The following is a 22,362-nucleotide window of genomic DNA, read 5'->3' as shown; positions in this document are numbered from 1 at the left end:
GATTAAACTATGTCTATCACCTGGTTAGCGGCCACAACAAACAGTCGCTTTCCGCCAGTCGAGCAGGCGACGGAACACGGCCTTCTGGCCGCAGGCGGCGATTTATCTGCGCAAAGACTACTGGATGCCTATCGCCACGGCATATTTCCCTGGTTTAATAAAAATGATCCTATCCTCTGGTGGTGTCCTGATCCGCGCATGGTATTGTTTACTGATGCCGTCAAAGTGAGCAAAAGCCTTAATAAAACCCTGCGTAAACAGGTATTCACCGTAACCTTTGATCAGGCATTTGAAAAAGTGATGAATGCCTGCTCAGCTCCACGCGCGAATCAACCCACTGACCCGGATAACCGTACCTGGATTCATGAAGAAATAATTTCAGCCTATAATGAACTGCATCGACTAGGTTATGCCCACAGTGTCGAATGCTGGCAACAAAATAAATTGGTTGGTGGTCTCTATGGTGTGGCCATTGGAAAAGCATTTTTTGGTGAATCCATGTTCAGCTTTGTCACAGACAGTTCTAAAGTCGCTCTGGTAGCATTATGTCAGCAATTACAACGCTGGGGCGTACCGTTGATTGATTGTCAGATATACTCGGATCATCTGGCCAGCATGGGCGCGGTAGAAATACCCCGTGACCTGTTTGTTCAACAACTTCAGCAACTATGTGATCAGCCTGATCTGCCATCCCGCTGGCAGCTTGATGCTGATCTGCCGGTAAGCTTATGAGTCTCGACTTCTATCAGGATCAGCCCCATGCCTGCTCTTATTTGGAGGGTCGGCGTGCCCGCAACATCTATCCGGACCCCAACAGACCACTCAACAAACAGCTATACAGCCATTTAATTCAGCATGGCTTTCGCCGCAGCGGCGATCATATCTATCGTCCCTACTGTCCGGATTGTGAAGCTTGTGTACCGGTACGCATCAATGTGGCTGATTTCAAACCTAATCGCAGCCAGCGACGCTGCTTGCAACGTAACAGGGATATCCAGCTCAAGATCAAACCCGCCGAGTTCAGCAGCGAACATTTCGATCTGTACTGCCGTTATCTGGCTGGTCGCCACCGGGGCGGTGGCATGGACAATCCCAGTGTCGACAGCTACATCAACTTTTTGATAAGCAGTTGGTGTGACACTGCCTTTATCGAATTCCGCTTGCAGGAACAACTGGTCGCTGTAGCTGTTACCGATTTCATAATTAATGGTGCTTCAGCGTTTTATACCTTCTTTAATCCGGAAATGAGCAAGCGCAGCTTGGGTACCTTGGCTATTTTGAAACAAATTGAACTGGCAAGAAACTATGAACTATCATGGCTTTATCTCGGGTACTGGATAGAAGAAAGCCCCAAAATGTGCTACAAAAGCCGCTTTTCAGCCATTGAGGCCTATCAGTCAAGCTGGCGACCACTGAATAAAAAACTTTGAATAATCAGTGATATTACGGCAGAATGGTCTTTTTAATCCAAGATCATTAAAACATTTATGGCAAAAGAAGATCATATCGAGTTTGAAGGCACCGTAATTGACACCATGCCAAACACTACTTTCCGTGTAGAGTTGGAAAACGGCCATGTTGTCACAGCCCATATCTCAGGCAAAATGCGTAAAAACTACATCCGTATTCTGACCGGAGATAAAGTTACCGTTCAGTTGACCCCATACGACCTGAGCAAAGGCCGTATCGTTTACCGCGCCCGCTAGAAATCGTCCTGGCCATGCTCTGGCATGGCTCCTCCCTGCTTTCCCCCGCCCTAGTGCCACTTAACTGCGGAGAACCCGACTTACCCGTTCAAATAAAATCGGGGCGTTTGTGTGTGCCGAATAATTGTGACAATCCCATCAATGCCATCACGACGAAAGCCACCAGCGTCCAGCCCGGAATACTCAGGCCCAGAAAAGTCCACATCACATCAGCACACTCACCCGAACCTCTCAATACCATATCAACCGCCTGAGAAATCGGGAAGTTTTCCAAAATAAAGTTAAGTCCGGGGCCACAGCTGGGCACTTGTTCGGCTGGCAGACTCTGTAACCAGACATGACGACCGGCAATGGCTGCGCCCAGTAAAGAAAATACCACTACCAGAAAACCATAAACACGCCGGCCTACACTGACAGGGTTATGGATGGCGCCCAGCAAAAATACGATCCCCACAACCAGCACCATTACCCGCTGTAAAATGCATAAAGGACAAGGGTCAAGATGCTCGATAAACTGAAAATAACCGGCAATCAGCAGCATCGACAGACACACTAGAAAACCCGCCAGAAAAACCCCGCGAAATGTGTGCAAAATGGTTCCCTCTCTTTCAATAATCTGTGTTAACTTAACCTAAAAGGCACGATGATTAAAGGAGTAATACAATGAATCAGGAAAATTTTGAGAAAAAACTCATTGCTGCTTACGACAAAATGATGGAACGGGTAAATCACTTGCTCGATGATGCTGAAGAACAAGCCTTGCCAGCGTTACAGAGAAATATAGACAAGGCCAAGAAACAAGCGGTCGAGCTGAAAGAAATAACATCCGATGAAGCTGAAAAAGTAGCAGAATATCTCCGTCGTGACCTTCATGATGCTGCCGTCTACCTGGAAAATACCGGCAAAGAATTATCGAGCTGGTTAAGCTTTGACTTGCAACTGGTCGAACAACGCATGCTGGATCTGTTTGCCCGCGTCACTGATAAAACCCGGCTGGAACTTAACCGACTGGCCGCTCAGGCAAAACGGGCACAAGAATACCACACGGGCGAGATTACCGGGATCGGTACCTTGATCTGTGCAGCCTGTGGCAGTGAAATACATTTCAAGAAAACCAGCCGCATTCCGCCCTGCCCCAAATGCCATAAAACAGTTTTTAAACGCAGTCACAAACATTAATCCACATCACGGTTCCAATACCAACCACCGGCGGCAATCAGTTGTTGCAGTAACTCAATTCCCTGAGGATGTTGCCTGAAAACTTGCCATTCGACTGCGGTCAGTTGCGCTGCCGAGCTTAACATCGGCATCAGCAGTTTTGCCTGCTTGCCCAGAGTATAAGCCTCCCCGGCTACAAACCAGGTCAGCCCCGCATCGGTCTCAGCCCAGGCAAAACGCAAAAAGTGGTTGCGCAGTAGTTTATCACCCTCGGCAAAACGCCTGCCAATTTCCTCATCACTGCAATCATCACTGCAAAGCTCATCTGCCAGTAGCTCAAGGCCGGGTTTAGTTTCGGTCAATAAGCGTCCTACTGAGGTGATGAGCAATTCATCAGACTGGTTAATGCAGTCAACCAGTAACTGTCTGAAGCGCTGTAGCGCCGCAGTATCAATTTGCTTGTCGTTCTCGGTCACTTGTAGATCCGGATCAGCATAACGTTGCTGGCCTCCGTCCTGCTCTGTCAGGGTATGAAGAAAAGCATCCAGCAATTCGCTTTGTGTCGGTGCCCTGAAGCCGATTGAAAAGGTTATGCACGCATCAAGGGCTACGCCATGATGGGCATGATGCGGCGGCAGATACAACATATCGCCGGGAGATAAATCCCAGCTTGAATCAGCTTTAAATTCGGATAAAATCTTTAAATCAAGACCAGCCACAAACCGCGCTTCTGTCACCGGTTCATCACTGATTTGCCAACGGCGCGTCCCCATGGCCTGCAGCAGAAAAACATCGTAACCGTCAGTATGCGGCCCGACACTGCCGTTCACAGGCGCGTAGCTCACCATCAAATCATCACGGCGCCAGTCAGGAATAAAATTGAATGCCTGTAACAATGCAAACAGTTCCGGCACATGTTTATCCACATCCTGCACCAGTAAAGTCCAGTTTGAAGCCGGCAGTCCGGCAAAAGCAGCTTCATCAAACGGTCCATGACGCAGTTGCCAGGGTCCGTGTTCACCTTGTTCCTCAATCAAGCGTGACTCGATATCTGTTTCACAGGCCAGACCGGCCAGCTCATCCGCCGAGATCGGTGATTTGAAATCGGCAAAAGCCTGTCGAATCAGCAGTGGTTTTTTTTGCCAGTACTGTTGAAGAAATTGTTGTTGACTAAGACCTGTGTTGAAAAAAGCCGTCATAAACGTCCTGCATGAAATTGTAATTGTGCGTAAGCGCGCGCGCCGGCATCGGACACACTGATACGGCTCAACCCCGCATACGGCACCTGAATACGAAATACCGCGTGCAAGGGTATATCCAGTACATGGGCCAGGATCATACGGATAGTGCCGGCATGGGCAACCAGCAGAATATGACGTTGTTGATATTGATTGAGCAAATCCCGCCAGGCCGCAACAATACGTTGCTGAAATTCATTGAGCGGTTCCGCCCCTGGCGGCGTGTTTAACAACGGATCATCGTAAAAAGCATAAAAAGCCTGTTTGTCTGCGGCTTCCAGCTCAGTTGCGGTTTTACCCTCCCACTCACCGAAACCGATCTCCATAAAGCGTGGCTCATAAGTCAGCGGCAAACCACTGCTACGTGTCAGTTCCTCAGCAAAGGCGGCACAACGACTTAAAGGTGAGGTTACAATCTGCTGCCAGGGCAGCTCGGCCGGGACAATCTGCCGCATCTGTTGCCAGCCAAGAGCGCTAAGCGGATCATCGATCTGGCCGCGATAACAGTGACCGCCTTCCGGTTCGCCATGTCTTAGCAGATCAATCACCGTAGGTATCATTCAATCTACCACCTCCACTGTGAACACCACGTTGTTCAAAGCGGTAATTTTCACTTTGGTACCAGCCTCACAGTCCGGTCCCTGAATTTTCCAGGTGGAATCATCCAATTTAATTTTGCCGATGCCATCAACAATGGGGGCCTGCAAAGTGATGATCCTCCCTACATATTGCTCACCGCGTCGATTCAATGCCGGCTGATCAGTGACAACCGGATTTTTTAGGTAATAACGTCGCCACAACACAATACTGAGTACAGACAACACGGCAAACAACAGCAACTGATACTCCCAGCTCAGTTGCGGTGCCAGTAGTAACGCTAGTCCTGTCAGAAAAGCCGCAATAGCCATCCACAAGGCAAAGAAGCTGGGAGCGAGGATCTCAATGATGAGCAACACCACAGCAAAAATCCACCAATGCCAGAAATCAATCATAACAGGCATGTTCAAGCTCCTTTTTTAGCAAAGGCCTCTTTAGCCAGTTCAGTGATACCAGCCACAGAACCAATGATATTACTGGCTTCCAGCGGCATCATGATGACTTTGTGATTGTTCGCTGATGCCATATCTTTCAATGCCTCAACATATTTTTGCGCCACAAAGTAATTCACCGCCTGAATATCGCCTTTGGCAATCGCTTCCGACACCATCGTAGTGGCGCGTGCTTCAGCCTCTGCCAGACGTTCACGCGCCTCGGCATCACGAAAAGCAGCCTCACGGCGGCCTTCTGCTTCCAGAATGGCCGCCTGTTTTTCACCTTCAGCACGTAGAATTTCTGCCTGACGATCACCTTCGGCATCAAGAATATTGGCCCGCTTTTCCCGCTCGGCTTTCATTTGCCGGCCCATCGCTTCAACCAGATCGGCAGGCGGTGCGATATCCTTGATTTCAATGCGGGTAACTTTAACGCCCCAAGGGGTTGTGGCGTCATCAACAACGTGAAGCAGACGGGCGTTGATGTCATCACGTTTGGACAGCAGTTCGTCCAGATCCATCGATCCCATCACGGTTCGAATATTGGTCATGGTTAGATTAAGGATGGCGTTATGCAGTTCGCTGACTTCATACGCGGCTTTAGCCGCATCAATCACCTGAAAAAACACCACGCCATCGACCCGGACCATCGCATTATCCTTGGTAATGATTTCTTGCGAAGGCACATCCAGCACCTGTTCCATCATATTTATCTTGGCACCGATGCTGTCCATCACCGGCACAATGAGGTTCAGCCCCGGACGTAACGTGCGTGTGTAACGGCCAAAACGTTCCACGGTAAACTCTCTGCCCTGCTGAACTGACTTCACGCCCATCAGGATAATAATGACCGCCAGCACTAAAAAAAACAGTGCGAAACTCGAAAACCCACCCATATTTATCTTCTCCCGGTTAATCAGCATTGTTCATCCTGGAAAACACAATTGGGTGCGGAAAAAGAGTGGTATTCATTTGCAGTAAATGGCGCAGAAAAATGGCGTGGTCACCTTATTGGTGATTAGCCCATTGTTCTCATGGCCAAGCGTTGCAAGAGCTGCCGCTACTTTTCATTATCCAACTGCGTTTTTTAGGAGTACAGGTTGATAATATCAGCAATCCTTAATTTCTGGCATGTAACTTGAATCTGTTTGCCAGTTCGGTGGACAATAGCCTTATCTTCACCTAACCCAAGGTTGATATGAACACATACCCTTTGTTTATCAGATTGATGTTTGCTCTGACGCTGGCTCTGTTGAGCTTCGGCGCCTCTGCCCAACAGTGGTATCACGTGGAACTGCTTGTTTTTGAAAGATTCAGCGGCGCCGATGCTGAACACTGGCCGGTAATGAGCAATATTCGCAGTGGCAGTCTCAACCCGCAAATGGCCAATAATTACATTCAACCCGCTTCGACGGAAACACTGGCAGGGGTTGCCCAACGCCTGCGGGGTTCTGCTAATTACCGGGTACATTACCACAAAGCCTGGCAACAGCCGGTTCTGAGCAAAAGCAGCGCCAAAGGCATTCAAATCAAGTCGGACAATAATCTGGTGGAAGGTCAGCTTAAACTCTACAAAGTGACCTATCTGCATGCCGATATCGATCTGTGGTTCAAGGAAAACGGTTCCCGCATCAGCAGTTGGTCAGATACTTCAAACCAAGGCGTGGACCTGAGTGGCCCCAACAACCCGCATCTGCAACAAATCCGTCGTATACGCAGCAAGGAACTGATCTACTTTGATCATCCGCGCATCGCGGCGATTATGGAGCTGACACCTGTTGCCACGCCGGCCGCAGCAGTATCAAAAACGCCTGAGAGCTATTCTCTGCCTGCTGCGTCATCGCTTACAGAGACTGAGTAACTGCAGCGATAACCGAGCAAACTTTATCTAATCCCTCAGCCAACGTGTCATGAATCTGCTGCATAGTCAGTTCGCCATCGGCAATACCCGCACCCCAGTTTGCCACGACCGCCAGCGTGGCATAAGCCATGCCTAACTCACGCGCCAGATAAGCTTCCGGCATACCGGTCATGCCCACCAGATCACAACCATCTCGTGCCATGCGTCTGATTTCGGCCGCCGTTTCCAGTCGGGGTCCCTGCACCGCACCATAAGTCGCGCCATCCATCATCGACGTATTCATTCCACGTGCGGCATCGAGCATAAGATCTCGCAGTTCCGCATCATAGGGGTAAGTAAAATCGATATGCTTGTCAGCACTGAAGTCATCATTAAAAAAGCTTTGCTCGCGTCCAAAAGTGTAATCGATAATCTGATCCGGTACTGCCAGCGTCCCGGGTCCAAAATCACTATTGAGCCCCCCTACCGCAGCCACCGCCAGGACATGGGAAACCCCGATATTATGCAAGGCCCAGAGGTTAGCGCGGTAATTAATACGATGCGGGGCAATGGAATGTTTTTCGCCATGTCTCGGTAAAAACACAACCGGTTTATCATCCAGCAGCCCCATTCTGACCGGTGCCGAAGGCATACCAAAAGGTGTTTCGATATCGCGCACATCGGTGATTTCCAGCCCTTTGTAATCACACAGACCACTGCCGCCTATTATGCCAAGCAGACTCATTAATCCTCCTCCTTCATCGCATAAATCGCCGGTAGGTTACGCCAGTACCCTTCGACATCCATACCAAATCCAAACACATAACGATCCGGTACTGTCAGCCCGATATATTCGGGCAACGGCCCTTTTTTATCGTCACGCTCTTTATCCAACAGGCAGGCACAACGAACCGAGTCGGCGCCCGCCTCATGGCAATAAGCACGCAATGCGGCCAGGGTGATACCTTCATCAAAGATATCCTCTATCAGCACCACATGCCGACCACGGATATCAATCGTCGGCTGCGATTGCCAGATAAGCTCTCCGCCCACGGTTTTGTCGCCATAGCGGCTGGCATGAATATAATCCAGCTCCAAGGCAAACAGCAGTTTTGGCAACAAATGTCCGGCTGTCATCACCGCCCCGTTCATCACACACAGCATGACAGGATCTTTCTCTGCATAATCGCGGTGTAATTCGGCTGCCAGTTTATCCAGCGCCAGATCAATGTCCGCCATGCTGTAAAGCAATTCCGCTTGTCGGAGCATCGTTTCCATCTGTGTCATTGTTTCATTCTTCATATTTGGTCCGGGGCTTTATAATGTTAATTTTGTACTCGGGAAATCACCCATGCGCCGATTCTGGCCGCTGTTGCTGTTTGTTGTCATGCTCGCAGTGGTATTACTGCGTCCAGATAACGAGCAGTCTTTGCCCGCAACTGATGCAGACCATCATTATCAGCGTATTATCTCATTGTCGCCCAGTATTACCGAAATGGTTTTTGCCATCGGTCTTGGTAACAGGCTGATTGCCGTGACGGATTATTGTGACTATCCGCCCGCAGCGAAGGCCCTGCCCAAAGTGGGCGGTTATGTCGACACCAGCCTGGAAGCCGTAGTGGTTTTGCAACCCGATCTGGTCATCATGCTCAAAGGCCAGCAAAAATTACAGCAGCAGTTACAACAACTGGGCATCAGCACCCACAGCGTCGACAATAGTACCTTGCTGGGCATTCAGGCAGCCATTGCCAGCATCGGCAATCTGACGGGTCAACAACAACAGGCCGAAACCCTGCTGGAAGATATCCAGCAGCAAATCAACAGCGTCACTGACAAGGTTGCCGGCCTTGAACCCGTGCGTACGCTGATTTCCATCGCGCACTATGTCAACAGTGAGCAACTTGATACGGTGTATGTGGCTGGTCAAAATGATTTCTACAACGACTTGTTGCTATTGGCTGGCGGCGAGAACGTCTTCACCAGCCGTCATATCATGGTGCCTTCGATATCGGCGGAAGGCATTATCCGGATGAATCCGGATGTTATTATCGACGTCTTTCCGGAGCAGGATGATCATTACAGCGATATGCAACAGGTCAAAAAACAGTGGCAAACCTTGTCTCATGTCAATGCAGTCAAATCAGGCCGGGTACACATTATCCAACACAGCTACGCTAGTGTACCCGGCCCGAGGATTTTTCGCCTGTTGCCGGAGTTTGCACAACTGTTGCACCCGAATCTGGATTGGGATGAAAACCAATTTGATGATTAAGATCCGTGCGCTCTCCCTGTCGATTCACGATAAAACACTGCTGCAGAACATCAGTTTCGATGTGGCTGAAGGAGACCATCTGGCCGTGGTGGGTCCCAATGGTTCAGGTAAAAGCACGCTGCTGCGTCTTCTGGTCGGCATATTGTCACCCAGTCAAGGGGAGATCCTGCTTCACGGAAAAAGCATGCAGGCTTATTCACAGCGCCAGCTGGCACGGCTTATCAGCTATGTACCGCAAAATAGCGGCCGCCAACTGCCGTTCCAGGTTGAAGATTTTGTCAAAATGGCACGTTATCCCTATCACACAGCCCTGTCTGACTGGCTGCCCGAGGATCAGCAAGCGGTGGAAGACGCTTTCCGTATCACCAACACTGCCCCGTTTCGTCAGCGGCAAATGACAACTTTAAGTGGCGGCGAATGTCAGCGGGTCATGATTGCCGCAGCTTTATGTCAGCAAACCCCCATCATGATTCTGGATGAACCCACCAGCTATCTGGATCCGCACCATCAGGTCGAAGTACATCAGCTGATTCATCGCCTTAACCAGCAACACGGCATCACCGTGATTGAAGTCAGTCACGATATCAATCATGCCAGCCAGCACAGCCAACAGGTGCTGGCATTGAAACAAGGTGAAAGGTTGTGGTTTGGCGCCAGTGAAGACTTTTTACAGGCAGACTTGCTTAAAGCACTCTACAATCAGGATTTTGTGTTTGTCCCCCACCCTCATAGCGGCAGAAATATTGCCCTGCCCGCACAATCATGAACAAGCCTTTACCCATACTTATTGTGATCAGTATCCTCAGCCTGCTGATAATGCTGTTAAGCCCCTGGATTGGACTCGGCGATATCGGCACCGCCGAAATCAGGCAACAAATCCTGACCGATATCCGTCTGCCCAGAGTACTGTTCGCTTTTGTTGCCGGCTGTGGCCTGGCTTTGTGCGGCATGGTATTTCAGGCCATGTTTCATAATCCGCTGGCGACACCTTTCACTCTGGGCGTGGCCAGTGGTGCCTCGCTGGGGGCGGCGTTAAGCGTTTTTTTCGGTTTCAGCTTCAGCGTGCTGGGCCTGGACAGCATTACACTATGTGCGTTTATTGGCGCTTTAACAGCCATCAGCTTTGTCTATGGCGTCAGCCAGTTCCGCTACGGATTTTCCGGTGAAACCCTGCTGTTGACCGGTGTTGCGACCAGCTTCTTCTTTTCCAGCCTGATCCTGTTCACCCAATATCTCAGTAATATCAATGATTCTTTCCGTATTATCCGCTGGCTGATGGGGGGATTAACCATCACCGGGTATCAGCAGCTGTTACAACTGTTACCTGTAGTCGCGGTCAGCAGCGCTGTTATTATCTGGCTCAGCCGCGAACTGAACCTGCTGATGGCGGGCGATGAAATTGCGATCAGCCGTGGCGTGTCTGTCAAACGAGTGCGTTACCTGCTGTTCTTTACTACTTCGTTATGTGTCGGTGCTATCGTCTCTTTATGCGGACCGATAGGGTTTATCGGCATGATGGTGCCGCATATCTGCCGTTTGTTAATCGGTACTGATCATCGCTGGCTGGTACCGGCTACACTGATGTTTGGCGGTGGTTTTCTGATTCTGTGTGATACCGTTGCCCGGCTTGTTATTGCGCCTGCGGAACTGCCGGTCGGTGTGATTACTACCCTGCTGGGGGGCCCTTTCTTTTTATGGTTGCTGATCAAAAGTCGCCAGCACACCGCTTGACCCCGTTACAACAGCATGTGAAGATTAATTCTGAGTCTGTCTAATAATTGTGGTGCTGCGATTATAAACAGACTCCCGGGGCATTCCCAAAGTCGGCGAGGCAGCTGTGAAAGCAAGGATTAGTCTGGTTTTGATTGTATTCGTGATGAGCTTATTCTCATCGCAGCAGCTTTTTGCACAATCAGCAGTATTGCCTAGCCCTGACCACCCGCAACTGGCCGCATTTCTTCAGCAGCAACCGGATTATATCTGGCTGGAACAGCAGCAACTGACCCGCCAGGCACAGGATGCACTCAGTTTTATCACCGCATCCGCCATTCACGGGCTGGATCCGGACGATTACCATCTCAGCCTGCTGCAACAATTGCTCCCCCTGCAAAATGAAGAGATCGCCCGTTATTTCGACACCTTGCTGACAGACGCCTTGTTGCACCTGATCCACGATCTAGCGATTGGGCGTCTGGATCCTGCTGTGGTTGATCCAGATTGGTTTATTGCCAGAGATCAGATCAACGAAGCTGATATTCTGCAACAGGCTTTATTGGCGCCGTATCTGAAAAACGCTCTGAACGAATTGATTCCACAGCTCCCACAGTATCATCAACTCACCACAGCGTTAGCGCAGTATCAGCGCTATGTCGATCGAGGCGGCTGGCAAACGATACCAGCCACGCCCTTGCTGAGACCGGGTGATAAACATGCTTATATTCCCTTAATCAGGGCCAGGCTGGCCGTGGAAGAAACGGTTCTATCACAGCAGGATAATGCACAGAACCCGCAGTACGACAACATACTGGTTGACGCCGTTACACGTTTTCAGAAACGACATGGACTCAAAGTTGACGGCATTATCGGCAGCGAAACACTGCACACGCTGAACATAGCTGCCGAAGATCTGGTACGGAGAATCAAACTGAACCTGGAACGTCTTCGCTGGTTACCGAATGATCTGGGCCGACGTTATTTGCTGGTGAATCTGGGCAGTTATCAACTGACGGCGATAAATGAGGCTGAGACGGTGCTGGACATGCGGGTGATTGTCGGCAGGCGTGTGCGTTCCACGCCCAGCTTCAACAGTGCCATGACCCATATCGTGTTTAATCCTTACTGGAGCGTACCTCATAAACTGGCACGCCTGGATTTGTTGCCTAAACAGCAGGAAAATCCGGATTATTTCTTTCTCCATGGCTTTCGCATCTATCTCAGAAACACAGATTTTCAAACTGAAGTGGATCCCTATCGCGTGGATTGGAACAGCCTCGATTCCCGTAACTTTCCCTACCGGCTGCAGCAACTTCCCGGCAAACACAATGCACTGGGCCAGATTAAATTCATGTTCCCGAACCCTTGGAATATCTACCTGCATGACACACCACACAAAGAACTCTTTGAACAGAGTCAACGGAATTTCAGTTCCGGTTGCATACGTGTTGAAGATCCACTGGCTTTGGCCAATTTCAGTCTCAACCGGGAAAATGCGCAATTGTGGGTGCAGGAGCAAATCGTCAGTAATAAAAATCGCGGTCAGCCGCTCCGTGACCCTTTGCCGGTTTATGCGGTCTACTTCACCGTTTGGCCCCATAACAACGTGATATCGTTTGCACCAGATCACTACCAGCGTGATCAGCGCATGGTTAAATTCTTGTAACTAAACAAAATTTAATTATAATCGACCGAATTGCGTTTACCCGGGGGGGCAATTATGACGGCAAAAATCATCACCAAAAAACAGGCATTAACAACTGACACCTGTCAGCGCAGGCGGCGTCTTCTGCAAATAGGTATCGGCGCAACCGCCACATTAGCCATGCCGAATGCCTTTGCTAACATACTCAAGCAACCTGAACGAACGCTTTCTTTGCATAACCTGCATACGGGTGAGCAGGTCAAAGCCACCTACTGGGCCGAAGGCCAATATCAATCCGCAGAATTGCAGGCTATTAACCGGGTGCTGCGGGATCATCGCACCGGTGACATCAACGATATCGACAACGATCTGATTGATATGCTGAACCTGCTGCATCAGAAAATGCATGGCAAACAACCTTTTCATGTTATTTCCGGTTACCGCTCGCCCAAAACCAATGCCATGCTGCAACAAAACAGTAACGGCGTAGCCAAAAAAAGTTTGCATATGCAAGGTAAGGCGATCGATATCCGCCTGCCCGGACGGCAACTGGCTGAACTGCGCAAAGCAGCGATGAAGATGAAAATCGGCGGTGTCGGTTATTACCCCGGTTCTGACTTTATTCACGTCGATACCGGTCGTGTACGTAGCTGGCAAGGTTAGGAGTCTGTTCTCAGACAGGCTCCTAGGAAAACGCTTCCAGCTCCTTCAGTAACTTTTCCGCCAGTTCACGGAATTTATGCATTTTGTTGCGGTAATCCTTACTGAAAGCTTCATGTTCCCGTATCATCGACTGATGACGTTTTGCCATTAGCTGATGCTGTTTTCGCTGCTGCTTCAGATCAATATGATTGGGACAGGTCGTCAAACAGTTGGCATCCAGGCCACAACGGTAACGGGCCAGTTCTTCGTTATGGTGTGTGATACGTAATTTATGCTGCTCCAGTTTGGAGGAATGTTCCGGCAAGGCTTTTTCCAGCATGTATAGCAAAGCCACCAGACGTTGTGTTTCATGCTGCCATTCAGCCATTTCCTGTTGCCAGCGCAAATCATCATCCTGCCATTGCTGATTGGTCAGTTTCAGATATTCCCTGTCTTCCATAATCGTCACTTTGATTATTGATTGGGATCGTCGGATCAGCATTGACCCGCATTCAATTGATTTATATTAACCCTGTGCAAGACAAAATAAAATCGAATTTTTCACCTGCTTAACTTATGGATTATGACTGTTTCAGCTAGTACCAGCGGTTTCAGGACAAGGCACATAAATCCAAGTAAAATAACAAGATAATTATCGATACAGGATCCACCATGCCCCACATCGTCGTCTGCGCTCTATACAAATTTGTCACGCTGGACAACTTTCAGGATTTGAAATCGCCATTGCTCAAATTCATGCTTAATCGTGAAATTCGTGGCACTTTGCTGCTGGCAAAAGAAGGTATCAACGGCACCGTAGCCGGTTCACGTAATGCTATCGATGCGCTGCTGGATTATCTGCGTCAGGATCAACGCCTGGCCGAGCTGAGTTTCAAAGAATCTTACACTGATACCCCACCGTTCCTGCGCACACGGGTTAAATTGAAAAAAGAAATTGTCACTATGGGCGTCGAAGGTATTGACCCCCAGCAAGTGGTCGGCACCTATGTCAAACCGGCAGAATGGAACAAATTGATTTCCGAGCCGGATGTATTACTGGTTGATACGCGTAATGACTATGAAGTTCAGGTCGGCACCTTCAAAAATGCGGTCAATCCCAGAACTGCCAGCTTTCGTGATTTCCCCGACTATGTAAAATCACAACTCGATCCGCAAAAACACAAAAAAGTCGCCATGTTCTGCACCGGTGGTATCCGTTGCGAAAAATCTACCGCCTACCTTAAAGAGCAAGGATTTGAAGAGGTCTACCATCTGCAAGGCGGGATTTTGAAATATCTGGAAGAAGTCCCGCAGCAGGAATCCCTGTGGCAGGGCGACTGTTTTGTGTTTGATGACCGTGTCACCGTTAATCACCAGCTGGAAAAAGGTGATTACGATCAGTGTCATGCCTGTCGTCTGCCTATTACAGAAGAAGACAAACAAAGTCCACTGTATGAAAAAGGTGTCAGCTGTCCGCACTGTTTTAACCAGACTACAGAGGCGCAGAAAGCGCGTTTTGCCGAGCGGGAAAAACAAATGCAATTGGCCCGCCTGCGCGGTGAGGCTCATATTGGTACCGAAACAGCGGAAACCGCAGCCATGAACCGCGCCGAGAAACGCCGCCGTCGTGAGCTGGATCGCCTTGCTTCACTGAAAAAACATCACCGCTGATATGTTGCGACGAATCCTTGTCTGTCTGTTGTTACTTGTCTCAACACCGCTGCTGGCAGACAAGCAGCAAGCAGCTATCGCCACAGCGCATCCACTGGCAACACAAGCCGGATTTGAAATACTCAATCAGGGTGGCAATGCCTTTGATGCCGCCGTGGCAGTCAGCGCCGCTTTGGCCGTTGTCGAACCGGCAGGTTCGGGACTGGGCGGTGGCGGGTTCTGGTTACTGCATCAAGCAGAAGATGGTTACCAGATCATGATTGATGGTCGTGAAACAGCGCCCGGCGCGGCACATAGGAATATGTATCTGGATGAAAACGGCGACTTTCAGACAACACGCTCTCTGGACGGCCCCTTAGCCGCCGGCATTCCCGGCCTACCTGCTGCACTGGATCTTTTGAGTCATCATTATGGCAAGCTACCGCTGTCAACATCTCTGGCTCCTGCCATACGTTATGCGCGCACAGGTTTCGAAGTCAGTCAGCGTTATCAACGGCTGGCAGAATTCCGTCTTAACATTTTGCAAAGCTATGCAGAAAGCAACGCCATTTTTCTCCAAAATGGCCAGGTGCCGGAAATCGGCTTCACGCTGAAGCAACCGGATTTGGCTGACACCTTGCAAGCTATTGCCGATAAAGGACGGGCAGGTTTTTATCAGGGAGCCATAGCACAAAAACTGGTCGAATCGGTACGGAAAAATGGCGGTATCTGGACATTGGCCGATTTGCAACAGTACGAGGTGAAGCAACGCACTCCCGTGACCGGTGAATATCAAGGTTTCAAGATAAGTTCTGCAGCTTTGCCTTCATCCGGTGGCATTGTGTTGCTGACCATACTCAACCAGCTGGCGCAGTTTGATCTGAGCGGGGCTGATACCACCCAGCAACGCCACTGGATTATCGAAGCCATGCGCCGGGCTTACCGTGACCGCAGCCGCTATCTGGGTGATGCTGATTTTGTCACTATTCCTTCTCACCTGACGCGACCTGGATACGGTCGCTGGCTCAGTGACAGCATCGATGACTTTCACGCCAGCCGCAGTACCAATAGTGAAAACCTTGAGACTGAAGGTGAAAACACCACCCACTTTTCCATTATCGATCAGCATGGCAACCGGGTTGCTGCCACGCTCAGTATCAACTATCCCTTCGGTTCCGGTTTTGTTGCCGATGGCACCGGTGTACTGCTCAATGATGAAATGGATGATTTTTCTGCCCAGCCCGGCACCGCTAATGTTTATGGCCTTATCGGCAATGAGGCCAATGCCATCGCGCCCCACAAAAGACCGTTATCCAGCATGTCACCCACTTTTGTCGAAAATGACGAACGTTTAATGATTACCGGGACGCCGGGCGGCAGCCGGATTATCAGCATGGTGCTACTGAGCGTACTGGACTTTATTGCCGGTAAAAGCGCCGAAGATATTGTTGCCAGCCCCCGCTTTCATCACCAATACCTGCCGGATGAAGTGCAGATAGAAAACAAGGGCTTTAGCGAAGCAGAACGTCAGGCGCTCTCGGAACGAGGTCATAAAATCAAGCTGCTGAACCGTCAATACGGTGATATGCAAGTCATCATTGTGGATAAGAACGATCATCAGCTCAGCGCCGCCAGCGATCCCAGGGGTGAAGGGTTGGCCCTTGTCCGCTAAGATTTCGGTGCAGGTGCCTTATAACTTCATCTCGTCGGGCATGATGCCTTTCCGGGCCTGAGCCAAGGCACTGGTCTCAAGGATAATCAATAAGACAATGGCCACAGAGAGCGGTACCAACGAAAGCCAGCCGACCACAGCCAACTGAATAAACTTCATGTTCTCATCAGGCTGAGTTTGCAGTATCAAGTATCCCAGCGTGAATAAAACAATGCTAACAGCGTATGCCAGCAACAAATAACGGCTGCGCTTCCACGCTAACTGCCAGTGTGCCTGCACCAGCTCAGCTTTACCTTCGGGCTTATTAGCCTGCCGGGCGATTGATGTTATGATTGCTAACGAGCAGAATAAGGGCACGCTGAATATCAGCCATAACCGCTCGCTGCCAAACAAAATAGCCGGAACAAAAAAATGAAAAACAGCCAGATTGAACATGAAAAGCTCATGTGGCTTACTGGCCTTTTCAAAAGTTTCGGACATAACGGTCCTCCTGCTGATAGTGGGCACAGTTCATGTTGCATCTGATTGACAGTCATTGTCATCTGGATTTTGCTAATTTTGATGTCGACCGCAATGCGATACTGCAGCACTGTGAACAACTAGGGCTCCAGCACATCATCGTGCCCGGTGTCTGCAGGCAGGGCTGGCCAAAACTTATCCAAGTCAGCCAGACCCACCCCATGTTAAAACTGGCTTTGGGCCTACACCCGATGTTCATGCATCGGCACCGGCCCGAAGATATTCAGGCTCTGGAACAGGCATTAACTGAAAACAATCCCATTGCCATAGGCGAAATCGGCCTCGATTTTTACCTGCCAAATCATCATAAAGAGCAACAACAGGCCTTGTTTGTCCAGCAAATCAAACTGGCTGAACAGTTCGGGCTGCCGCTGATTCTGCATGTGCGTAAAGCGCATGATGAAGTACTCAAAATACTGAGAAACGCCAATATAAAAGGCGGCATTGTGCATGCGTTCAACGGCAGCATGCAGCAGGCCGAGCACTATCGGAAGCTGGGGTTTTTATTTGGTGTTGGCGGCGCTTTGACCTATCCGCGCGCGCAGAAATTGCAGCGATTATTTGCCGAACTGCCGCTGGACAGCATCGTACTGGAAACCGACGCCCCCGATATGCCGTTGATCGGTCATCAGGGTGAGCGTAACTCGCCGGAAAACATTCCGCTTATTCTAGAAAAACTGGCCGAAATTCGTAACCAGTCTGAAAATGAACTGGCCGCGGCCACCAGCAACAACTGCAAACGCCTGTTTGATTTTTAATCCTATCAATCACTGGATGAGACTAAACACCTGTGCTCTTTCAATATTTATCACGCCTGATCCACTTCAGCGATAATTCAGCTAGTGTTAACAAGCCCTGATGGCACCATAGTATGATGAACCTCAACGGAACGCCGCTTAACCAATGGATAACAACATGAGTACTGACAACATTTCCCGAATTCTGGAGACCATCAACAGCATTATTCTGGGCAAGGAAGACGTCGTAAAACTGGCCCTGACCTGCCTGCTGGCAAAAGGTCATTTGCTGATTGAAGATTTGCCGGGCGTGGGTAAAACAACGCTGGCGCATACGCTGGCTGCCACACTGGGACTGGGGTTTCAGCGCATCCAGTTCACCAGTGACATGTTACCCGCCGATATTCTGGGCGTCTCGGTTTATGAACGCGACCAACAACACTTCGTATTTCACCCCGGCCCGATATTCAACCAGTTGATTCTGGCTGATGAAGTCAATCGTGCCACGCCGCGCACTCAGAGTGCGTTACTGGAGGCGATGGAAGAGCAGCAGGTCAGCATGGATGGCCAGACCTATCCGCTGACAGAACCTTTTTTTGTGATTGCCACCCAGAATCCGGCCAATCAGATCGGCACATTTTTTCTGCCCGAATCACAGCAGGATCGTTTTCTGATGTGTCTTGAAATCGGTTATCCCGATGCCAGTTCTGAAAGAGCCTTGTTACAGGGAAAAGAGCGCCGTGAACTGCTTAAAACCCTGCAGGCCGTGGTGAATATTGATGAACTGCTGCAGCTGCAAGCACAGGTAGAACAGGTCAAAGTCTCCGCAGCTCTGATCGATTATATTCAGTCTATCCTCGCCTTTACCCGCGAATCCGGCTTCTATCATTTCGGCCTTTCTCCCCGGGCAGGGCTGGGCTTATTACATGCGTCCCAGTCTGCGGCCTTGGTTACAGGGCGTGATCATGTGTTGCCTGAAGATGTACAAACCGTGCTGCCTGCTGTTGTCAGGCACCGGCTCAACCCCAGAGAAGATCAAGCCAGCGCTAACTGGATCGCTACCTTAATCAGCCAGGTTGCCATTCCCTGACATGCTCAGATCCTTGCGTCAGCCCTGGCAAAAACTGGCCTCGCTCAGAGGCCGACGTATCTATATCGTACCGACACGTATGGGTTATGGCTACGGGCTGTTACTGCTGCTCCTGTTGCTCGGCGCCATCAATTACAGTAACAGCCTCGGGCATTTACTGACCTTCTTGCTGGCCAGTCTGGGCTGGGTCGGCATGTATCATAATTATCGTAATCTGCGCTATATCGAATTCAGCCATGCTGAAGGCGAAGCCGTATTTTGCGGACAAACGGCCCTGTTGCAACTGCATCTGTTTAACCGTTTCCATCGCGATAGCTACCAGATAGATATTGCCTACCGCGCCACAGAGCCTGAACGATCATGGCTGCCTTTCTCATTTTTACGCGGCTACCGACACCTCAACACAGCTGCCGAGTTGCCCGCGCAACAAAGCAAAGCCATTACTGTCCGAATGGAAACGCATCAACGCGGCTGGCTTCACCTGGGCAGATTTCGTCTTGCCAGCCAGTTTCCATTGGGATTGTTCAATAGCTGGACCTATTTTGACAGCCACAGTGCCATCCTGGTTTACCCGGCGCCAGCCGGGGAACTGCCGCTACCCAACGCCAAACAATACGGCAACAGCAATCAACAACAAGAACAGCGCGGTATCGATGATTTTGCCGGATTTAATGCTTATCGCCCGGGTGAACCCATGCATGCGGTGGCATGGAAAGCCTTGGCCCGTGATGAAAAACTGCGCACTAAACAATTCAGCAGTCCACAAGGCATGGATATTATTCTTAGTTGGCATGATGTGGGACAACTGGACGGCACCGAAGCCCGCTTGTCCCAGTTGTGTCAGTGGCTGCTGAAGGCTGAACAGCAGGGATTACATTACAGCTTGGTGTTACCGACACAGCGCGTACCTTCAGGTCACGGGGATATACAGTTACAACGCTGTCTGAAAATGCTGGCTTTGTATGAAAACAATTGAACCACCGTTGCACTCACCAACTTTGTTATGGCTGATGCTGGGCCTTTCATTAGGGGCCTTACCGCACTTTTTCTATCAGCCATGGTGGGTCAGTGCCATATTTATCAGCATGGTGAGCTGGCGGGTCATGCATCACTGGCGTGGCTGGCCTGTCCCCTCTCCACAACACCGGCCTCTGAAATGGGTGTTATCCGGTCTCGCCGCCAGCTGTTTGTTATTACTGATCAGCCAATATGGCACCACTATCGGACGTGATGCCGGCGTGGCCTTGCTGATCATGATGCTCGGACTGAAACTGGTTGAAATCCAGTCCCGGCGCGATGTCTTTATCAGCTGTTATCTTGGTTATTTTCTGATCATTACCAATTTTTTCTATACCCAGTCGATCCCGGTTATGCTGTTGATGTTTGTAGTGGTGACAGTGATGACAGTCAGCCTGATCGGTCTGCATTCCCCGTCACAATTTCGCATCATCCCCCGTTTCCGCCTGGCTGGCAGTATGTTGTTGCAGGCGCTGCCGGTAATGCTGTTGCTGTTTGTTTTGTTTCCCCGTGTCGCCGGCCCGTTATGGGGGCTGCCGCAGGATGCCCACACCGCCACCACCGGCATGGATGACAAAATGACACTGGGAAAAATCAGTGAGTTGATCCAATCTGATGCGATCGCTTTTCGAGTCAAATTCGAACAGACGCCGCCACCGGCTTCGCAGCTGTATTGGCGAGGGCCGGTATTATGGGAGACCGATGGCACTACCTGGACCGAGCTGGATCAGGACAAACAAATGCAAACCAAACCCGATATAACCTATCAGGGTCAGCATTATTCATACACCATAACCATGGAACCGCATGATCATCGCTGGTTATTCGCGCTGGATATGCCGCAGGGCAAACCTAAAGCAATATCGTCTTTCATCACGGAAGATGGTCAGTTACGCAGTTACAAAAAAATACAAAAACGGACCCAGTACAAACTGGTTTCCCAAACTGATTTTATTTTTAATGCCGATAGCGAACCCTTTGTGCAATCGGCGTTAGACCTGCCCGCCGGCCAACATTTGCGTACGGTGGAACTGGCAAAAACATGGCATCAGCAAGCCACCGACGAGCATGCCTATATTCAGCGAGTATTGCGATTTTTCCGTGAGCAGGATTTTTATTACACACTGACGCCTCCCCTGATTCAGGGGGACCCTATCGATGGTTTCCTGTTTGGCAGCAGGCGCGGTTTTTGTGAACACTATGCCGCCAGCTTTACGGTCCTGATGCGCGCTGCCGGTATCCCGGCACGTATTGTCACAGGTTATCTCGGCGGTAAAATTAACCCGGTGGATAATTTACTGGTGGTCAGACAGCGTGACGCCCATGCCTGGACCGAAGTCTGGCTCAAAAACGAAGGCTGGATCCGTATCGACCCCACCGCTGCTGTCTCAGAGGCACGTATCGAACGCGGTATTTTCGAGTTACTACCGCCAGAAAGACAGTCTCCCCGGCTAATTTCACGCAGCGACTTGCTGGTTGATGTGTGGCAACAACTGCGTAATAACTGGGATGCGCTGAACAGTACCTGGGATTTATGGGTGCTGGCCTATGGGCCGGAAACCCAAAAAGAATTCCTGTCGCTGCTGGGCATGGAAAATCCGGACTGGCGCAAAATGACAATATGGCTGGTGCTTACACTGACAGTGGTTTCCGCCTTAATTGCCACATTGCTTTTGTTGCAGCGCCAACACACCGACCCGGTGGTAAGAAGTTATCAGCGATTCTGTGACAAACTGGCCCGTGTCGGGCTTGAGCGACAAGCGCATGAAGGCCCGTTGGATTTTTGTCGCCGTGCGCAAGCTCAGCTGCCGCAGCAACGGGCAGCCATTCAACATATTACTGATTTGTATATCGCGCTGCGTTATCAGAACACGCCCCATCACAGCGCGATATTCCACTCACAGGTCAGACAATTCCATCCTGAAAAGGCGTTGTCATAATATCGTCAGTAGACTTTTTTGCCATTTTCGCCAGATCGTAGACAATATGCGTCTTGATAATATCGCCTTGACTGGCAAGAACGACTTGAGGACACATTATGGCGCACAGCAACCCGTTATTTGAGCGCACTCACATTCTGATTGGTGATGAAGGCATTGAAAGGCTGCAAAACAGCCATGTCTTTGTGGCCGGTATGGGCGGCGTCGGCTCGTATACCGCTGAAGCGCTGGCCAGAATGGGGGTGGGTAAAATGACGCTGATCGATCACGATGTGGTCTCCGGTTCCAATATGAACCGCCAGCTGGTGGCGCTTAAATCCACTGTCGGGGTTTTGAAAGCCGATGTCATGGCTGCCCGGATCAATGACATTAACCCGGATTGTGAACTCACTTTAATCACTGAATTTTTAACCCCGGACACTATTCCTGAATTGTTGGCCCAAGGCTTTGATGCAGTGATTGATGCGATAGACAGTGTCAGCAAGAAATCAG

26 protein-coding genes are annotated in these 22,362 nt (G+C 50.1%); 17 read left to right on the top strand and 9 right to left on the bottom strand.

Going from position 1 to position 22,362, the window contains the following annotated elements:
• The first annotated feature begins 9 nt into the window (after positions 1-9).
• From aat to infA, 3 genes are read left to right on the top strand one after another with little or no spacing between them, the layout of a single operon-like run.
• Positions 10-732, top strand: a complete 723-nt coding sequence (gene aat / locus OMP95_RS10165; protein ID WP_266328450.1) for a leucyl/phenylalanyl-tRNA--protein transferase — start codon at positions 10-12, stop codon at positions 730-732.
• Positions 729-1,430 (top strand): arginyltransferase, encoded by a 702-nt coding sequence (locus tag OMP95_RS10160; RefSeq protein WP_266328448.1) that lies wholly within the window; start codon positions 729-731, stop codon positions 1,428-1,430. The genes aat and OMP95_RS10160 overlap by 4 nt, the downstream gene beginning before the upstream one ends.
• Positions 1,431-1,487: 57 nt before the next feature.
• Positions 1,488-1,706 (top strand): translation initiation factor IF-1, encoded by a 219-nt coding sequence (gene infA / locus OMP95_RS10155; RefSeq protein WP_009726411.1) that lies wholly within the window; start codon positions 1,488-1,490, stop codon positions 1,704-1,706.
• Between the two features lie 88 nt (positions 1,707-1,794).
• Here infA and OMP95_RS10150 read toward each other — a convergent pair whose 3' ends face one another.
• Positions 1,795-2,298 carry a disulfide bond formation protein B gene (locus OMP95_RS10150; RefSeq protein WP_266328446.1) on the bottom strand — a complete coding sequence of 168 codons (504 nt, stop codon included), beginning with the start codon at positions 2,296-2,298 and terminating at the stop codon, positions 1,795-1,797.
• 71 nt (positions 2,299-2,369) lie between these two features.
• Between OMP95_RS10150 and OMP95_RS10145 the strand changes: the two genes are divergently transcribed.
• Complete coding sequence (locus tag OMP95_RS10145; RefSeq protein WP_266328444.1) at positions 2,370-2,885, top strand: zinc ribbon-containing protein; 516 nt, start codon at positions 2,370-2,372, stop codon at positions 2,883-2,885.
• On the opposite strand, the gene OMP95_RS10140 is transcribed toward OMP95_RS10145, so the two are convergent.
• From OMP95_RS10140 to OMP95_RS10125, 4 genes are read right to left on the bottom strand one after another with little or no spacing between them, the layout of a single operon-like run.
• Complete coding sequence (locus OMP95_RS10140) at positions 2,882-4,063, bottom strand: cupin domain-containing protein (protein ID WP_266328442.1); 1,182 nt, start codon at positions 4,061-4,063, stop codon at positions 2,882-2,884. The two genes, OMP95_RS10145 and OMP95_RS10140, sit on opposite strands and share 4 nt — an antisense overlap.
• Complete coding sequence (locus OMP95_RS10135; RefSeq protein WP_266328439.1) at positions 4,060-4,662, bottom strand: histidine phosphatase family protein; 603 nt, start codon at positions 4,660-4,662, stop codon at positions 4,060-4,062. The genes OMP95_RS10140 and OMP95_RS10135 overlap by 4 nt, the downstream gene beginning before the upstream one ends.
• Positions 4,663-5,103: an NfeD family protein gene (locus OMP95_RS10130; RefSeq protein ID WP_266328437.1), complete on the bottom strand. Its 441-nt coding sequence runs from the start codon at positions 5,101-5,103 to the stop codon at positions 4,663-4,665.
• Positions 5,104-5,105: 2 nt separating this feature from the next.
• A complete protein-coding gene (locus OMP95_RS10125) occupies positions 5,106-6,029 on the bottom strand; it encodes an SPFH domain-containing protein (RefSeq protein ID WP_266328435.1) in 924 nt (307 codons plus the stop codon).
• Positions 6,030-6,331: 302 nt separating this feature from the next.
• Between OMP95_RS10125 and OMP95_RS10120 the strand changes: the two genes are divergently transcribed.
• On the top strand, positions 6,332-6,994 hold the full coding sequence (locus OMP95_RS10120) for a CsiV family protein (protein WP_266328433.1): 663 nt from the start codon (positions 6,332-6,334) through the stop codon (positions 6,992-6,994).
• On the opposite strand, the gene OMP95_RS10115 is transcribed toward OMP95_RS10120, so the two are convergent.
• Together OMP95_RS10115 and OMP95_RS10110 are read right to left on the bottom strand one after the other, a co-directional pair.
• Positions 6,978-7,718 (bottom strand): S-methyl-5'-thioinosine phosphorylase, encoded by a 741-nt coding sequence (locus tag OMP95_RS10115; RefSeq protein WP_266328431.1) that lies wholly within the window; start codon positions 7,716-7,718, stop codon positions 6,978-6,980. The genes OMP95_RS10120 and OMP95_RS10115 overlap by 17 nt on opposite strands.
• Positions 7,718-8,275, bottom strand: a complete 558-nt coding sequence (locus OMP95_RS10110; RefSeq protein WP_266328429.1) for a hypoxanthine-guanine phosphoribosyltransferase — start codon at positions 8,273-8,275, stop codon at positions 7,718-7,720. Before OMP95_RS10110 ends, OMP95_RS10115 begins: the two co-directional genes overlap by 1 nt.
• Before the next feature lie 49 nt (positions 8,276-8,324).
• Between OMP95_RS10110 and OMP95_RS10105 the strand changes: the two genes are divergently transcribed.
• The 5 genes from OMP95_RS10105 (at position 8,325) to OMP95_RS10085 (ending at position 13,266) form a co-directional block, all read left to right on the top strand.
• Entirely contained in the window at positions 8,325-9,245 is a 921-nt protein-coding gene (locus OMP95_RS10105) for an ABC transporter substrate-binding protein (RefSeq protein WP_266328427.1), read from the top strand.
• A complete protein-coding gene (locus tag OMP95_RS10100) occupies positions 9,223-10,011 on the top strand; it encodes an ABC transporter ATP-binding protein (protein WP_266328425.1) in 789 nt (262 codons plus the stop codon). Before OMP95_RS10105 ends, OMP95_RS10100 begins: the two co-directional genes overlap by 23 nt.
• Positions 10,008-10,976 carry a FecCD family ABC transporter permease gene (locus OMP95_RS10095; protein ID WP_266328423.1) on the top strand — a complete coding sequence of 323 codons (969 nt, stop codon included), beginning with the start codon at positions 10,008-10,010 and terminating at the stop codon, positions 10,974-10,976. Before OMP95_RS10100 ends, OMP95_RS10095 begins: the two co-directional genes overlap by 4 nt.
• A gap of 106 nt (positions 10,977-11,082) precedes the next feature.
• Positions 11,083-12,624 carry a L,D-transpeptidase family protein gene (locus OMP95_RS10090; RefSeq protein WP_266328421.1) on the top strand — a complete coding sequence of 514 codons (1,542 nt, stop codon included), beginning with the start codon at positions 11,083-11,085 and terminating at the stop codon, positions 12,622-12,624.
• 54 nt (positions 12,625-12,678) lie between these two features.
• On the top strand, positions 12,679-13,266 hold the full coding sequence (locus OMP95_RS10085; RefSeq protein ID WP_266328418.1) for a YcbK family protein: 588 nt from the start codon (positions 12,679-12,681) through the stop codon (positions 13,264-13,266).
• Positions 13,267-13,288: 22 nt separating this feature from the next.
• Here OMP95_RS10085 and OMP95_RS10080 read toward each other — a convergent pair whose 3' ends face one another.
• Positions 13,289-13,705 (bottom strand): hypothetical protein, encoded by a 417-nt coding sequence (locus tag OMP95_RS10080; protein ID WP_266328416.1) that lies wholly within the window; start codon positions 13,703-13,705, stop codon positions 13,289-13,291.
• A 212-nt stretch (positions 13,706-13,917) separates the two neighbouring features.
• On the opposite strand from OMP95_RS10080, the gene OMP95_RS10075 reads away from it, so the two are divergent.
• Both OMP95_RS10075 and ggt read left to right on the top strand, forming a co-directional pair.
• Positions 13,918-14,916 (top strand): rhodanese-related sulfurtransferase, encoded by a 999-nt coding sequence (locus OMP95_RS10075; RefSeq protein WP_266328414.1) that lies wholly within the window; start codon positions 13,918-13,920, stop codon positions 14,914-14,916.
• 1 nt (position 14,917) lies between these two features.
• On the top strand, positions 14,918-16,567 hold the full coding sequence (gene ggt / locus OMP95_RS10070) for a gamma-glutamyltransferase (RefSeq protein ID WP_266328412.1): 1,650 nt from the start codon (positions 14,918-14,920) through the stop codon (positions 16,565-16,567).
• Between the two features lie 18 nt (positions 16,568-16,585).
• Here the strand turns inward: ggt and OMP95_RS10065 are convergent, their stop codons facing one another.
• The gene (locus OMP95_RS10065; protein ID WP_266328410.1) at positions 16,586-17,047 is read right to left on the bottom strand and encodes a hypothetical protein; all 462 of its coding nucleotides are present in this window, start codon (positions 17,045-17,047) and stop codon (positions 16,586-16,588) included.
• Between the two features lie 32 nt (positions 17,048-17,079).
• On the opposite strand from OMP95_RS10065, the gene OMP95_RS10060 reads away from it, so the two are divergent.
• The 5 genes from OMP95_RS10060 to OMP95_RS10040 all read left to right on the top strand — a co-directional run.
• Positions 17,080-17,844, top strand: a complete 765-nt coding sequence (locus OMP95_RS10060; protein ID WP_266328408.1) for a TatD family hydrolase — start codon at positions 17,080-17,082, stop codon at positions 17,842-17,844.
• Positions 17,845-18,001: 157 nt separating this feature from the next.
• Positions 18,002-18,913: an AAA family ATPase gene (locus OMP95_RS10055; protein ID WP_266328406.1), complete on the top strand. Its 912-nt coding sequence runs from the start codon at positions 18,002-18,004 to the stop codon at positions 18,911-18,913.
• A 1-nt stretch (position 18,914) separates the two neighbouring features.
• A complete protein-coding gene (locus tag OMP95_RS10050) occupies positions 18,915-19,889 on the top strand; it encodes a DUF58 domain-containing protein (RefSeq protein ID WP_266328404.1) in 975 nt (324 codons plus the stop codon).
• Entirely contained in the window at positions 19,876-21,870 is a 1,995-nt protein-coding gene (locus OMP95_RS10045) for a transglutaminase TgpA family protein (protein WP_266328402.1), read from the top strand. The genes OMP95_RS10050 and OMP95_RS10045 overlap by 14 nt, the downstream gene beginning before the upstream one ends.
• A gap of 98 nt (positions 21,871-21,968) precedes the next feature.
• The coding region (locus tag OMP95_RS10040) for a ThiF family adenylyltransferase (protein ID WP_266328400.1) at positions 21,969-22,362 on the top strand (394 nt) is incomplete at its 3' end.

It is taken from the genome of Methylophaga sp. OBS4 (assembly GCF_026319305.1).
GTDB lineage: Bacteria > Pseudomonadota > Gammaproteobacteria > Nitrosococcales > Methylophagaceae > Methylophaga.
Note: the sequence above shows the minus strand (reverse complement) of the source record. Positions and strands in the feature narration are given on the sequence as shown.